At 35.9% G+C, this 14,536-nt stretch carries 14 protein-coding genes and 1 other RNA gene; 8 read left to right on the plus strand and 7 right to left on the minus strand.

All coding sequences use genetic code 11. The annotated features are described in order from the left end of the window. Window positions 1-142 precede the first annotated feature (142 nt). On the minus strand, window positions 143-739 hold the full coding sequence (locus IEV69_RS02365; protein ID WP_188439103.1) for a fasciclin domain-containing protein: 597 nt from the start codon (window positions 737-739) through the stop codon (window positions 143-145). Window positions 740-880: 141 nt separating this feature from the next. Here IEV69_RS02365 and IEV69_RS02370 point away from each other — a divergent pair, with 141 nt between their 5' ends. From IEV69_RS02370 to IEV69_RS02380, 3 genes are all read left to right on the plus strand, one after another. Further along, a complete protein-coding gene (locus IEV69_RS02370; RefSeq protein WP_188439105.1) occupies window positions 881-1,531 on the plus strand; it encodes a hypothetical protein in 651 nt (216 codons plus the stop codon). A gap of 4 nt (window positions 1,532-1,535) precedes the next feature. Continuing rightward, window positions 1,536-1,775 (plus strand): putative signal transducing protein, encoded by a 240-nt coding sequence (locus IEV69_RS02375; RefSeq protein WP_188439107.1) that lies wholly within the window; start codon window positions 1,536-1,538, stop codon window positions 1,773-1,775. 92 nt (window positions 1,776-1,867) lie between these two features. Further along, the gene (locus IEV69_RS02380; protein WP_188439108.1) at window positions 1,868-2,032 is read left to right on the plus strand and encodes a hypothetical protein; all 165 of its coding nucleotides are present in this window, start codon (window positions 1,868-1,870) and stop codon (window positions 2,030-2,032) included. Window positions 2,033-2,111: 79 nt separating this feature from the next. Here the strand turns inward: IEV69_RS02380 and IEV69_RS02385 are convergent, their stop codons facing one another. Beyond that, complete coding sequence (locus IEV69_RS02385) at window positions 2,112-3,731, minus strand: ABC-F family ATP-binding cassette domain-containing protein (protein ID WP_188439110.1); 1,620 nt, start codon at window positions 3,729-3,731, stop codon at window positions 2,112-2,114. Between the two features lie 152 nt (window positions 3,732-3,883). Between IEV69_RS02385 and IEV69_RS02390 the strand changes: the two genes are divergently transcribed. Further along, a complete protein-coding gene (locus IEV69_RS02390) occupies window positions 3,884-5,284 on the plus strand; it encodes a TlpA family protein disulfide reductase (RefSeq protein ID WP_188439112.1) in 1,401 nt (466 codons plus the stop codon). Window positions 5,285-5,338: 54 nt separating this feature from the next. On the opposite strand, the gene fsa is transcribed toward IEV69_RS02390, so the two are convergent. From fsa to ffs, 3 genes are all read right to left on the minus strand, one after another. Next, window positions 5,339-5,992 (minus strand): fructose-6-phosphate aldolase, encoded by a 654-nt coding sequence (fsa, locus tag IEV69_RS02395; RefSeq protein ID WP_188439114.1) that lies wholly within the window; start codon window positions 5,990-5,992, stop codon window positions 5,339-5,341. 98 nt (window positions 5,993-6,090) lie between these two features. Then, window positions 6,091-6,897, minus strand: a complete 807-nt coding sequence (locus IEV69_RS02400) for an SDR family oxidoreductase (RefSeq protein ID WP_188439116.1) — start codon at window positions 6,895-6,897, stop codon at window positions 6,091-6,093. A gap of 117 nt (window positions 6,898-7,014) precedes the next feature. Continuing rightward, an RNA gene (gene ffs, locus IEV69_RS02405) (signal recognition particle sRNA small type) lies at window positions 7,015-7,113 on the minus strand. Window positions 7,114-7,233: 120 nt separating this feature from the next. Between ffs and IEV69_RS02410 the strand changes: the two genes are divergently transcribed. Together IEV69_RS02410 and IEV69_RS02415 are read left to right on the plus strand one after the other, a co-directional pair. Next, complete coding sequence (locus IEV69_RS02410; protein WP_188439118.1) at window positions 7,234-8,283, plus strand: glutaminyl-peptide cyclotransferase; 1,050 nt, start codon at window positions 7,234-7,236, stop codon at window positions 8,281-8,283. Between the two features lie 76 nt (window positions 8,284-8,359). Further along, entirely contained in the window at window positions 8,360-9,910 is a 1,551-nt protein-coding gene (locus IEV69_RS02415; RefSeq protein ID WP_188439120.1) for a hypothetical protein, read from the plus strand. Between the two features lie 63 nt (window positions 9,911-9,973). On the opposite strand, the gene glyA is transcribed toward IEV69_RS02415, so the two are convergent. After that, window positions 9,974-11,248, minus strand: coding sequence for a serine hydroxymethyltransferase (gene glyA, locus IEV69_RS02420; RefSeq protein ID WP_188439122.1), 1,275 nt, complete (start codon window positions 11,246-11,248; stop codon window positions 9,974-9,976). A 110-nt stretch (window positions 11,249-11,358) separates the two neighbouring features. Between glyA and fahA the strand changes: the two genes are divergently transcribed. Both fahA and IEV69_RS02430 read left to right on the plus strand, forming a co-directional pair. Next, entirely contained in the window at window positions 11,359-12,639 is a 1,281-nt protein-coding gene (gene fahA, locus IEV69_RS02425) for a fumarylacetoacetase (RefSeq protein ID WP_188439124.1), read from the plus strand. A 114-nt stretch (window positions 12,640-12,753) separates the two neighbouring features. After that, complete coding sequence (locus tag IEV69_RS02430) at window positions 12,754-13,932, plus strand: hypothetical protein (RefSeq protein WP_188439126.1); 1,179 nt, start codon at window positions 12,754-12,756, stop codon at window positions 13,930-13,932. A gap of 106 nt (window positions 13,933-14,038) precedes the next feature. On the opposite strand, the gene ytxJ is transcribed toward IEV69_RS02430, so the two are convergent. Next, window positions 14,039-14,422 (minus strand): bacillithiol system redox-active protein YtxJ, encoded by a 384-nt coding sequence (ytxJ, locus tag IEV69_RS02435; RefSeq protein WP_188439128.1) that lies wholly within the window; start codon window positions 14,420-14,422, stop codon window positions 14,039-14,041. Between the last annotated feature and the right edge of the window lie 114 nt (window positions 14,423-14,536).

The following is a 14,536-nucleotide window of genomic DNA, read 5'->3' on the forward strand; positions in this document are numbered from 1 at the left end:
CTGTAAGAATATTTACAAATAAATCTTAGATTTAATTTTTTGTTTAAAGATATAAACAATTTATTAAACAAAACATGTGTTAAGAATCAATTAGCACTTTTTTAACGGGAAATTAACCTGTTCAAAAACACAAACTTATATTCTAATTTTGAGTTTTAGAAAGGGCCAAATCTGTTGTTAAATGAAAAAAGCCTCTACTATGTTGGAAGTTGGTTTGAAGTAATCTAGTTTTTGACCCAGTGCCTGTTAAAAGGTAGATCGTATCTCCCTCAATTTTAAATCTGAGGTTTTTGCCACCAAGAGCCTTAAAGTTTGCACTTCCTTTACCTCTTTCTATAGCTTTTGCTATGGCGTGTTCATCAACCCTTCCGGGAATGATGTAATAAGAAAGAGTGTTTTTTAAATAATCGCGATTTCCCAAAGCTAAAAAAACTTCAATTTCTTCTTCGGTCATATGGGAAAAAGCCTCGTTTGGTACGACAAATAACGTGACCATTTCTTTTTCTTTAGTCAAAGTTTCAAAGTCCACCAATTCAAGAATTCTGGAATAAATGGAAAAGTTCTCAATTTTAGATAGGTTTACCTGAATTGAAAGATTTGAATAGATAGTGTCACCCTCTAATTGCTTAGTAGTGGTTGTTTGAGCAGATGTTGAATACTTGTTTTGACCGGAAACCGAAAAAGTAAAAAGTAAACAAAACAAAAATATCTGTTGAAATAGTAAGCGATGTGGCTTCATTTGATGAAATTAAAATGATTTAAGCAAATATAACATTAGAACTCATAACGCTCAATATTTTCAAATGTTTTAATTGTTTTGAGTATGTTAAAAATTTGCTTCAAAATGTATTAAAATATAATTTTATATCAAAAATGTGATATGAAAGCCACTTTGGATTTAATAACTTCTTTGGAAAACAAGAAAACTAATCAACTTCAAAGGACAGTTTCAATCAATAACAAAACTCCAAACCCGTTGGGTTTAAACCCTGAACTTTTTAATCAGACTGATGTATTTTTATTGGATGACATCAAAAGTTTGTGTATTGATTACAGACTCCGGTTTTTGGATTACAATTATTATAAAAACAGTATTCCGGTTGAGGCGATTGAAAAAATCAAAAAGCTTGAAGAGACATATAATATTAAGTTCAAAGAATTTAAAATTGTAGCTCCTGCAAAAGTTTTTCGCTTAAAAAATGCTGACGACCCGCTTTTATTTGCCGGCTTAGACAACAATTATTTCTTATTCATACACAAATGGGGAAACGATTTACACCCTTTGAGAAAAATATTTGTTTGGCCTTATAAAAGCTTAGAAAACACACTTTCAACAATTGTTCTGATAAGCATTTTATTGACATTTTTAGTGCCGGATGGTTTATTTTCTAAAGAACAATCTGTAAGTCAAACTTTTATTGTATTTTTATTTATGCTGAAATGGGTCGCCGGAATTGTACTTTTTTATGGTGTTGCCCGCGGCAAAAATTTTAATGAAAATGTGTGGAACAGCACCTATTTTAATTCATAATTAAATGGAAGAAAACGAAGATTACAAAAGAATTTACACTGGCCCAACGGTTATTATCAAAATGTTACAAAGCCATCTTGAAGAAGTTGATATTTATCCTATAGTTAAAGACAACCTTTCAAGTGGAACCTGGGGAGGTTTTGGAGGTGTGCCCGGAATGATTCAACTTTTTGTGCATCGCGATGAATATGATAAAGCTGAAAAAATTGTTGAAGATGTTCTTAAAAACATGGAATCTGAATGATACCAAAGTAATTTTACGCATTCCTATATAAGGTTTAACTACTGAATTTTAGTATTTTAGTAGTTAATTCTCAGAAAAATGTCTTCCGAAAGATGAATGCAAAAACTTTTTATGTCATCGGAATTGTAGCAATAACAGTTGCTATCCTTATCTTTTTAATATTAAGGCTTTTAGATTTCAATGATACCACCTCGATCATTGGGGGCATTTCAGGTGCCATTGTCGGTGCTGTAATTGGATATCTTATAAAAAGCTGAATACATCCCTCAGAGATATTACAAATAAGCTGATGGAATATTGTAAGATTTATGGAATTATATCCCGTAAACACAAAAACTAATTATTATACATTTTTTTTCTAAGTTCCTTAATTTTTGGATCCTCCATGTATTCATCAAAGGTTGCATAGCGATCAATGATTCCATTGGGAGTGAGTTCTACAACTCTGTTACCAACTGATTGGGCAAATTCGTGATCGTGTGTTGTAAACAAAACAGTTCCTTTAAAGTTTTTAAGTGAATTGTTAAAAGCAGTAATTGATTCCAAATCGAGGTGATTTGTAGGTTCATCCAGCATCAATACATTGGCCCTCATCATCATCATACGGCTTAACATACACCTCACTTTCTCACCTCCTGAAAGCACATTGGAAGTTTTTAAAGCTTCTTCACCACTGAAAATCATTTTTCCTAAAAACCCTCTTATATAAACTTCTTCTCGTTCTTCTTCTGTTTTTGCCCATTGACGCAGCCAATCTACCAAGGTGAGCTTGTTATCAAAAAATTCTGAGTTATCTAAAGGGAGATAACTTTGAGTAGTTGTAACTCCCCACTCAAATTTTCCTGAATCAGGTTTTAAATTATTATTTAAAATTTCATAAAAAGCTGTAGTTGCCCTGGAGTCTTTTGAATATACTACTACTTTATCACCTTTAGCTAAGTTTAAATGAGCATCTTTAAATAGAACATCATCATCAAGAGTTGCACTGAGGTGCTCGATATTCAGGATTTGATCGCCGGCCTCTCGTTCCCTTTCAAAAATAATTGCCGGATACCTTCTGCTTGAAGGTTTTATTTCTTCTATGTTTAACTTTTCAATCATTTTTTTCCGTGAAGTAGCTTGTTTTGACTTGGCTACGTTTGCACTGAAACGCTGAATGAATTCTTGCAGTTCTTTTTTCTTCTCTTCTGCTTTTTTGTTTTGTTGTGATCGTTGTCTTGCTGCTAGCTGGCTGGATTCATACCAAAATGTATAGTTTCCGCTGTAGTGATTTATTTTTCCAAAATCAATATCGCTGATGTGGGTACAAACCGAATCTAAAAAGTGACGGTCGTGAGAGACCACGATCACACAATTGTCATAATTTGCAATAAAGTTTTCCAGCCACGTTATGGTTTCGTAATCGAGGTCGTTTGTGGGCTCATCCATAATCAACACATCAGGGTTACCAAAAAGTGCCTGAGCCAATAAAACCCTTACTTTTTGTTTACCGTCAAGGTCTTTCATCAATGAATAATGCAGGCTCTCAGGAATGCCTAAATTTGATAGCAAAGCAGCTGCATCACTGTCTGCATTCCAACCGTTCATTTCTTCAAATTTTACCTGCAACTCACCAATACGTTCAGCATTTTCGTCTGAATAGTCTTCATACAAAGCATCAATTTCCTTTTTGATTTTATACAGTTCCTTGTTCCCCCTCACTACCGTTTCTAAAACAGGAAAATCATCATAAGCATTGTGGTTTTGCTCCAATACAGACATACGCTTTCCGGGTTCCAAATGAACTTTTCCGGAAGTGGGATCTTCCTTTCCTGAAAGAATACGCAAAAAAGTAGATTTGCCCGAGCCGTTTGCGCCAATTATTCCATAGCAGTTTCCCTGTGTAAACGTGGTGTTTACTTCATCAAATAAAACCCTTTTTCCAAACTGAACTGATAAATTTGAAACTGATAACATATGCAAATTTTTAAATTGGGCGCAAAATTAACCAAATACTTGTTCAAAGAGAAATATTAACGTTTTAATTATCGTTTTAACTCACAATTAACACACCATAAAAGCTTCAAACTATACATTTGTTAGATTGAACTTCACACAAGTTTTTGTAAATGAAATTAAAATATTTTCTCCCTTGTATCGCTTTTTTAATTTTGGGATGCAAAAATGATGCTGTCAATAAAGAAACCGGAGCTTGGTTTGGTGGTGAAATTATAAATCCAAATTCCAATTACATTATTCTTACAAAAAATGAAAACGTTCTGGACACCATTCCTTTGGATTCAAACAATCGATTTTTACATTATGTTGAAAATGTAGAAAAAGGAATTTATAACTTCATTCATAACGAATATCAAATTTTGTACCTAGAACCTGGTGACAGCCTCATGATTCGTGTGAATACGATAGAATTTGATGAATCTCTTGCCTTTACCGGAAAAGGCTCTGAACGCAACAATTTTTTGATTAATATGTTTCTCTACAACGAAGTTGAAAACCAAAAAATGACGCCGTTTTACAAACTTCCTGTAGACGATTTTATGGCCAAGCTTGACTCTATGCGAGAGTTACGACATAAAAACCTTAATAAATTTGTCAAAAAAAATAAACCCTGCAAATCTTTCAGTGAAATTGCTGAGGCCAATATTGATTATGACTATTTTACCAAACGTGAAATTTATCCTTATGCATTTTATGGCAGTGCAAATTTAGTTGAAGCCGATTTACCTGAAAACTATTATGATTTCAGAAATGATGTAGATTACAACAATGAAAATTTAATTTCCTATTATACCTATTATCGTTTTTTACTTCGTCATTTTGACTATCTGGCCCACAACAACTATTTAGATGAAAAAACATTAGAAAGAGAATCTGTTCATCACGTATTGGAAAAATTAAATACAATAGACTCTCTGGTTTCTTCACCTTCAATCAAAAACAGTTTATTGAGAACCTCCATAAGGTCCTATATTATAAGATGCAAAAATCCAGATGACGAAAAGCTCGCTTTAGAGCGCTTCTATGGGCTGTCAACTAATGAAGATCATAAAGATGAAATTAGAAAAATATCAGAGGCCTCTCTAAAATTAATGCCTGGAAATTCACTTCCAAACCTCTCTTTATTGGATTTTAAAAACAATAAAGTGAGTTTCGCTTCTATCTTAAAAAAACCATCAATTATTTTCTTTTGGTCAGTGAACTCAGTAAATCATTATAAAAACGTTCATTCAAAAGTCGATGAACTAAGGTTAAAATACCCTGAGTTTGATTTTATTGCCATCAATACCAATGACAATAAAAAAATATGGGAACAAATCATTAACAGGCAAGGTTTTAACAAAAGCTTTGAATTCCGTTTTGAAAACCCACAGCAAGCAATGGAGCAACTAGTTGTAAATACAATTAACAAAGTTATGGTTGTTGACGAAGACGGGAAAATTATTGACAACCACACCAACCTGTTTAGTGCCACTTTTGAAGAGGAACTTTTAGGTCTATTGAACCAATAAAAAAAACCTTTACCAAAGCTTACAAAAGCTTTAGTTTTATTTCTTTAATTAAGTTTAATTTCCTTTTTTATAATCTTCCAGAAATTTTGCCAAACCAATATCAGTCAATGGGTGTTTTAAAAGCCCCTCAATGGACGAAAGCGGTCCTGTCATAACATCCGCTCCTAGTTTTGCACAATCAATTATATGCATTGTGTGTCGCACTGAAGCCGCTAAAATTTCAGTTTCAAAACCATAATTATCATAAATCAATCTGATTTCAGCAATCAGGTTTAATCCGTCTGTTGAAACATCGTCCAGTCTTCCGATGAAAGGTGAAACATAGGTAGCACCTGCTTTTGCAGCAATCAATGCTTGTCCCGGCGAAAATATGAGTGTGCAATTGGTCCTGATGCCGTTATCACTAAAATATTTAATAGCTTTAATACCCTCTTTAATCATAGGGACTTTCACGACAATTTGCTCATGTAAACCTGCTAACTCCTCTCCTTCTCTAATCATCCCTTCAAAATCGGTTGCGATAACCTCAGCTGAAACATCGCCATCAACTATGTTGCAAATATCTACATAGTGTTTTAAAATGTTATTTTTTCCGGTGATTCCTTCTTTAGCCATTAAGGAAGGATTGGTAGTTACACCATCTAAAATCCCTAGGTTCTGAGCTTCTTTGATTTGGTCTAGATTGGCTGTGTCGATAAAGAATTTCATAAATGTTAGATTAAAGTTTATGTTGATTGCAAAATTAAGTAAGAAAAGTAGTTTTGTTGCAAATTTACCAAATATTTATACAAGCGGTATGTTGATAACTACTTTAATTTATAGTGGTTCATCAGCATTTTTTCATACACTTTTCCGGGCAGTGATTTTTTTAAAACAACTGAGGTTTTTTGTAGAAAATCACCCACTTTATAACGCACTTTTGGGTGTTTGGTCTCAATAATTTTGAAAATTGCCTTCGCCATTTCCTGAGGGTCTCTTCCATCATCAACACCTTCATTCATCAATTCGAGTGTTTCACTATAAGCTTTATTATAGGGAGACTTATCGAGTATGGGTGCGTGATAACGACCCGACACAATGTTAGTGGCAAAGTCACCCGGAGCCACATTGGTAATTTCAATACCAAACTGTTTGGTTTCCATTCTGAGTGCTTCTGTTGATATTTCAAGAGCCGATTTGCTGGCGGAATAAAAGCCTCTGTAAGGCAAGCCCATATAGGCTGCTATTGAAGTGATATTTATCACCAAACCAGATTGTTGTAATCTCATAAAAGGCAAAACCGCTTTAATCATTCTTATCGGTCCATAAAAGTTGGTTTCAAACACCCCTTTGATTTCTTCCTCAGGGGTTTCCTCAATGGGTCCCGTAATACCAACACCGGCATTGTTAATTAACACATCAATCCTTCCTGCTTTTGAGACCACTTCATCTATGAAGTTGGTGACAGAATTGGTATCTCTAACATCAAGCTGTAATAGGGGAAATATACTTTCTTTATATTTTTCAGGAGTACGGCTGGAACCATATACCCTAAAACCTTTAACCGTAAGATACTCTCCAATTGATTTTCCTATCCCTGAAGAAGCACCGGTAATACAAACAACTTTTGACATACAAATTTAGTTTGTACAAATATCTGATAATTTTTAGATATGCCTGAAGCGAAAAGTAAATAAATGATTATTCTAGGAGTGTGCTTAAAGTAGAGAACACGTTTTAATGGAAATAAAAAATGGCAAGCTACCTACATCACACCGCTACGACCGTCTACCCTTGCTGCGTTCCCACCCTGGGGGATTCAACAGGAGCTGGTTGTGTAGGACTTGCCGCTGCAAAGATACTACCTTTTTAAGGTTTTGCAAGAATTTTTTAATAATTAAAACTAAAAAGTTAGAACGCAAATAGTACATTTGTATGCAAATTATTACAACTCTCTTATTAATACGCAAATGAAATTTTATGTAGCCTTTTTTTTCTTCCTTACATTGCTTTTTTTTTCTTGTGGAAGCCAAAGTGAAACCAAAAATTTTACTATTGTTGTTGAAAATGCCAAACCATCGTTTAGCAATAACCAAATAATTTCAGTTACAGTTAAAAACCCCAACCAAAAGGAAATAGATTCCATTACATATTTCATTGATCAAAACCAAATGGGAAAAACTATTGAAAACACTTCCTTTTCCATCCCACTTGAAAATCAAAAATTAGGAAACCGAAGATTGCAAGCGACTGTTTACTTTAACAACAACACAGAGACAGCCACTAAAGATTTATATGTATTAGCATCTGAAAAACCAAAACTATACTCTTACAAAATCCTGAATGAGTATCCTCACGATATGGAAGCCTATACTCAAGGATTGGAATTTCACGATGACACGCTTTATGAAGGAACCGGTCAATATGGTAATTCTTCACTCCGAAAAACTAACTATAAAACCGGTGAAGTTCTTCAGAACATTCCCCTGGAGAGCAATTATTTTGGCGAAGGCATCACCATACTGGATAATAAAATTTACCAACTAACCTGGCGCGAAAATGTAGGTTTTATTTACAACCTCAAAACACTTGAAAAAACAGGAAGCTTTATCTACTCAAAAAGTGAGGAAGGCTGGGGGCTCTGCAATGATGGAAATACAATCTATAAAAGTGACGGAACTGAAAAAATCTGGACACTAAACAAAGAAAATCTCACTGAAGAAAGTTACATTGAAATTTACACCAACACCAGCCGGATTAAAAGTGTCAACGAACTGGAATGGGTGGATGGAAAAATTTATGCCAATATTTTTCAGAAAAACGCCATTGCAATAATCAACCCATTAAATGGTGCTGTAGAAGGTGTTATCGATTTAGGGGGCTTGCAAGCGCGTGTCACTCAACATCGATTTTTAGACGTTTTAAATGGTATTGCCTACAAAGGAGAACCTAACAAACTCTTTGTGACAGGAAAAAACTGGGATAAGCTTTTTGAAATAGAAATAATTGAGAAGCAATAAAATATCCTGTTGATGGTTATTAGTTAACAGTTAATGGTTATTTTTGAATGCTATTTTTTTAAATAAAAAATTTTAAATGAGATATTTATATACCCTGGGGCTATTGGTGATTGTTGTTTTGTGGAGTTCATGCCGAAATGATTTTGACACCCTACCCAGTACAGGAAACCTGGAATTTTCAAAAGATACTGTCTATCTCGATACAATCTTTTCGAATATAGGTTCCAGCACTTATACTCTTAAGGTCTACAACCGAAGTGACGAAGACATTTCAATCCCCACAGTCAGATTGAACCAAGGTGAAAACTCTTCTTATCGTTTAAATGTGAACGGTCGCGCCGGAAAAACCTTTAACAATGTAGAAATCCTCGCTAATGATAGCATTTTTGTTTTTATTGAAAATACTTTTGATATAAACAATCAGCCCGGAAACCTTGAATTTTTATATACTGATGCCCTTGAGTTTGACAGTGGAAACAATCAGCAGGATGTCACATTGGTTACCTTAGTAAAAGACGCTGTTTTTCTCTACCCACAACGTTTTGAAGATGGGACCATTGAAACCTTGCTCCTGGGGATTGATGAAGAAGACAATGAGATAAGAATCGAAGGGTTTTTCCTTGATGAACAACACCTCAACTTCACCAACGAGAAACCGTATGTAATCTATGGATATGCAGCCATACCTGCAACAAAAACGTTGACCATTGATGCCGGAGCACGCATTCATTTTCACGAAAACAGTGGCATCATAGCTTACAATCAAGCTACCATAAAGGCAAACGGATCACCTAGTACAGATCCTGAGTTGCTCGAAAACGAAATCATATTTCAAAGTGATCGCTTAGAGCCCGCTTTTGAGGATATTCCGGGGCAATGGGGTACGCTTTGGCTCACCGCTGGAAGTACCGCACACGAGTTCAGTAATACTACCATAAAAAATGCCACCGTAGGTATTTTAATGGACAGCAATGACGGAACTTCAAACCCCACCTTATCACTTAAAAACACACAGATTTATAACAGTGCCAATGTGGGTCTTTTGGCTACCACAGCTCACGTAGATGGTGAAAATGTAGTGATTACAAACAGCGGGCAAACATCACTCTATTGCTCGCTTGGAGGCACTTATAACTTCAGGCATTCAACTTTTGCCAATTACTGGAATCGGGGGTTTAGAAATTTCCCGGCTGTAATAATAGACAATTCACTTCAGGTGAGTGAAACAGAAGTCCTGATAGCAGACTTAAATGAAGCCTCGTTTAGTAACTGCATCATATATGGAAGTGAACCAAGGGAGTTTTTCTTAAATAAAGTGGAAGGTGCAGCTTTTAATTTTAATTTTAAAAATAGCTTGTTGAGATTTGAAGACCCACAAGGTCAGTTTGCAGATAATCCGTTATTTGATTTTTCTGACACTCAACTCTATTCCAATGCTGTATTTAATGAAGATCCGGTGTTTTTTAATCCGCTAACCAATGAATTATTTATCAGTAATGATTCAGGAGCAAATGGAATTGGTGACCCTGCGACCACTCAATTGGTACCCTTTGACCTTTTAGGAACTCCTAGAGGTAATCCGTCTGATGCGGGAGCTTATGAAAGTATCATTTTTCCGGAAGACTAAAATAAATGTTTATTAAAAAAAACCACATTATAAAAATGTGGTTTTTTTTATTTAAGGAAGTTCCTAGGTGCTAAATAAAGGTTTTACAGACATCAGTGCATGAACCCTGTCTCCAATCTGATTCAGAACCGTTTCATTTTCGAAATTAGTGATAACTTCATCAATTAAGTCAACAATATTTTTCATGTCATTTTCCTTCAATCCCCTTGTAGTTACAGCAGGAGTACCTATGCGAATTCCTGAGGTGATGAATGGTGATTTATCATCAAAAGGAACCATATTTTTATTGACGGTTATATCAGCTTTTCCTAAAGCCTCTTCCGCTTCTTTTCCCGAAAGTCCTTTATTTCTAAGATCAATCAACATCATATGATTGTCTGTTCCTCCTGAAACAACATCATATCCTTTTTCAACAAAAGCTTGAGCCATAACAGCTGCATTTTTCTTCACTTGAATCATATAATGTAAAAAATCGTCTGTCAATGCTTCACCAAAAGCCACCGCTTTTGCAGCAATGATATGCTCCAGAGGCCCACCTTGATTCCCCGGAAAAATTCCGCTGTCAAGCAAAGAAGACATTTTACGCAGATTTCCGTTCTTTAATTTGATTCCAAAGGGATTGTCAAAATCTTTTCCCATTACAATGATTCCACCACGTGGACCCCGCAGCGTTTTATGAGTTGTACTGGTACAAACGTGACAATGTGGAACCGGATCCTGAATGATTCCTTTGGCAATCAATCCCGCCGGATGAGCCATATCGGCCATTAAAATAGCTCCTACTTTATCAGCTATTTCGCGAAAACGTTTGTAGTCAATCTCACGGGAGTAAGCAGAAGCGCCGGCAATAATCATTTTGGGCTTTTCACGTAAAGCAATTTCCTCAACTTTATCGTAATCAATCCTTCCTGTTTCTTTATCCACACCATAAAAAACCGGATTGTAAAGTTTTCCTGAAAAGTTAACAGGTGAACCGTGAGTGAGATGACCACCATGAGATAAATCGAAACCAAGAAAAGTGTCGCCGGGTTTTAAACACACTGAAAATACAGCTGTGTTTGCTTGCGAACCGGAGTGTGGTTGTACATTTACATAGTCTGCACCAAAAAGCGCTTTAGCTCTGTCAATAGCCAATTGCTCAACTTGATCAACAATTTGACACCCTCCGTAATAGCGTTTACCGGGGTAGCCTTCAGCATATTTATTGGTAAGAACAGACCCTGCTGCAACCAACACTTCGGTGCTTACAAAGTTTTCTGACGCTATGAGTTCGAGTCCGTTTTTTTGTCTTTCTTCTTCTTTTTTTATCAGGTTGAATACTGTGGAATCTTGATACATAAAATTTGTTTTGTTAAATCTGCATCAAAAATAAGAATAACATTCGGTTAGTATTCTTAAAATTATATATTTGAATAGATTTTTTTTAACACTAACTAAAATTAAACACTATGTCGATTACAGCTAACGATCCAAAAAGAAAGTCCTGGCTTCCTGTTGATAAGGAGTCAGACTTTCCAATACAAAACATTCCCTTTGGTGTATTTTTAACCAGAGACGATGTCATAACTGTAGGTACTCGCATTGGTGATTATGCGATAGACCTGGGCGCACTTCATCAGCTGGGTTATTTTAAAGGAATTGAATTAACCGATGATATTTTTCTTCAGGATACATTAAATGACTTTATTTCTGACGGTAAGAAAACCTGGAGATTGGTGCGAAACCGTATTGCAGAAATTTTTGATGAAAAAAACACTGCACTAAAAGACAACAAAGCACATCACGACCGTGTCATTTTTACCATGGATGAAATTGAAATGCAACTGCCCGTTCAGGTGGGTGACTATACAGATTTTTATTCCAGTAAAGAACACGCTACCAATGTGGGAGCCATGTTTCGCGACCCAGAAAACGCATTATTGCCTAACTGGTTGCACATTCCCGTGGGTTACCACGGCCGTAGCTCCTCAATTATACCAAGCGGTATTAATGTTAGAAGACCAAATGGGCAAACTCTTCCTGCAGGAGCAGATAAGCCGATATTCGGCCCTTCAAAATTGATAGACTTTGAACTGGAGATGGCCTTCATTACCACCGATGCCAATGATCTTGGTGAACCCATCCCCATCGATGAAGCAGAAGACTATATTTTTGGGCTGGTATTGTTTAATGACTGGAGTGCCCGCGACATTCAGAAATGGGAATATGTTCCATTGGGACCCTTTCTAGCTAAAAATTTCGCTTCCACCATTTCTCCCTGGATTGTAACCCTGGATGCGTTGCACCCATTTAAAGTGGAAAGCCCTCAACAAGAAATAGAGCCTCTGCCTTATTTACGCTCCAAAGGAAAAAAGAGTTACGACATCAACCTCGAAGCTTATATCACACCTGAAAACGGATCACCCAATCGTGTGACACAATCCAATTTCAAATATATGTACTGGAACATGAGTCAGCAACTGGCGCACCACACCATCAATGGTTGCCCCGTAAAAAGTGGTGATATGATGGGAAGTGGGACCATTTCAGGCCCCACACCAGACTCATATGGCTCAATGCTGGAGCTTTCTTGGCGTGGAGAAAAACCCATTAAATTAAACGACGGGAGTGAACGTAAATTTATCAATGATAACGATACAGTAACCCTAAAAGGATACTGTAAAAATGAAAGTGTAAGAATAGGTTTTGGAGATTGTTCTACCAAAATTCTACCTGCCCTTGAGCTTTAATTTTTTATAATGAATCAAATACCTGCACAGCCCTTTGAATGGATCAAAAGGCTGTGTTTTTTTATTTTGGCATCACAATTGTAAACAAAATAACATAACCAACATCCAAAAGTCATGAAAAAGGGACTCATTTTATTGATAGTAGCTACTGTATTAGTAGCTTGCAGTAGTGTAAAAAGAAGTGAAAAAGCACTTAACAAAGGTGCTTACAATCAAGCGATTGACATTGTTGTCAAAAAACTTCAAAAAGATAAAACATCTAAAAAAAGTCAGGAGTTAATTCCAATCCTTGAAGATGCCTATGCCAAATATACTGACCAGGCGCTGAGTAAAATTAAATTTCTGGAAAAAGAAGGCAATCCGGATTCAAAAAAAGAAATCCTGACTCATTACACGCGTTTAGACCAAGTACAAAATAAAATCAGACCCTTACTTCCCTTAAAAATAAACGGACAAGAAGCAACTTTTCAAATGAATGATTATAGTAGCCAACTCATTCAAGCGAAAGACGATTATGCCGCAGTGCTCTATAACGAAGCAAAAAAAGCAATGTCTAAAGACACAAAACTCGATTACAGAAATGCTCACAAATCGTTGAATGAACTTCAAAAAATAGACCCCTATTACAAGGATGCTGATCAATTGATTAGAGAAGCCCATTACTTGGGTACTGACTATGTTTTTGTAGAACTTAAAAACGCCACAAACATACTCATTCCCCAACGATTGGAACGTGATCTGTTGGATTTCAATACCTACAGATTGGATGATTTCTGGACAGAATATCACAGTATTAATCGTAGGGATATCGACTATGATTTTGAAGTAAATCTAGAATTCAGAAATATCCTTATTTCACCCGAGCGTGTTCATGAACGTGAAATACCAGTTGAGAGAGAAGTTCTCGATGGTGTTACCTATGAAATTGACCGTAACGGCAACTATGAGCTCGATAGTCTCGGCAATCGCAAAAAGATTGAACGATATGTTGTGGTAAAAGGTATACTCTATGAAACCACCCAATCCAAAGCGATTACAGTAAATGGCATGGTGGAGTATTATGATGTTGAAAAAAGGCAACTGATCAATAGCCACCCACTGGAAAGCGAGTTTATTTTTGAACATGTATTTGCCACCTTCAAAGGTGACGAACGTGTATTGAACAAAGAAGAACACAAGATATTAAGAAACCGTCCAATGCCGTTTCCAAGCAACGAACAAATGCTTTTTGACGCTTCAAGCGAAATTAAAAACCGCCTGAGTGCCATTTTAAAACGAAATAAATTCAGGTAATCGCTTTCGTGAAAGCCATATTTTAAGAAATCTTTCTGCGTAAATCTGCTTCATCTGTAGGAAAAATATATGCCTGCTGATTTAGTAAATATGCGTAGGTTTTATTTTATGCTATTTCCATTTCCAAAATATCATAATGTGAGCCATGCGCAACACATGTCCCGTTTTTAATCACCAACACCTGCGGCGACTGGTGCATCACCTGAAAACGTGAAGCAATCTCGTTTGATACCTCTCTAAAATTTAATAAATCCAGGCTATAAAACATCACATCAGGAGTTTCTTTATCAATACCTGACTCAAAACGGTTTAAAACCATCCTGCTGATACCACAGCGGGTGGAATGTTTAAAAATCAAAAGGGTTTGAGTTTTAGACAATTCCACAATCTCATCCAGTTGAGAGACAGTCGTTAACTGCTTCCAGGGTAATGGGTTTGGGTTTTCTTTTTCGGCCTTGTCTGAATTAAATAGGTTTTTGAAAAGGGACATGGAGGTATCTATTTTTTACAAAGGTAATTTAATAAAACACAAGTCTTAAAAACTATAAGGTTTTAATGAATTGAAACAAGTCAACTGAAATAAAAATTATATTTGTAGAGCTAT

This window comes from Planktosalinus lacus, assembly GCF_014640155.1.
Lineage (GTDB): Bacteria > Bacteroidota > Bacteroidia > Flavobacteriales > Flavobacteriaceae > Planktosalinus > Planktosalinus lacus.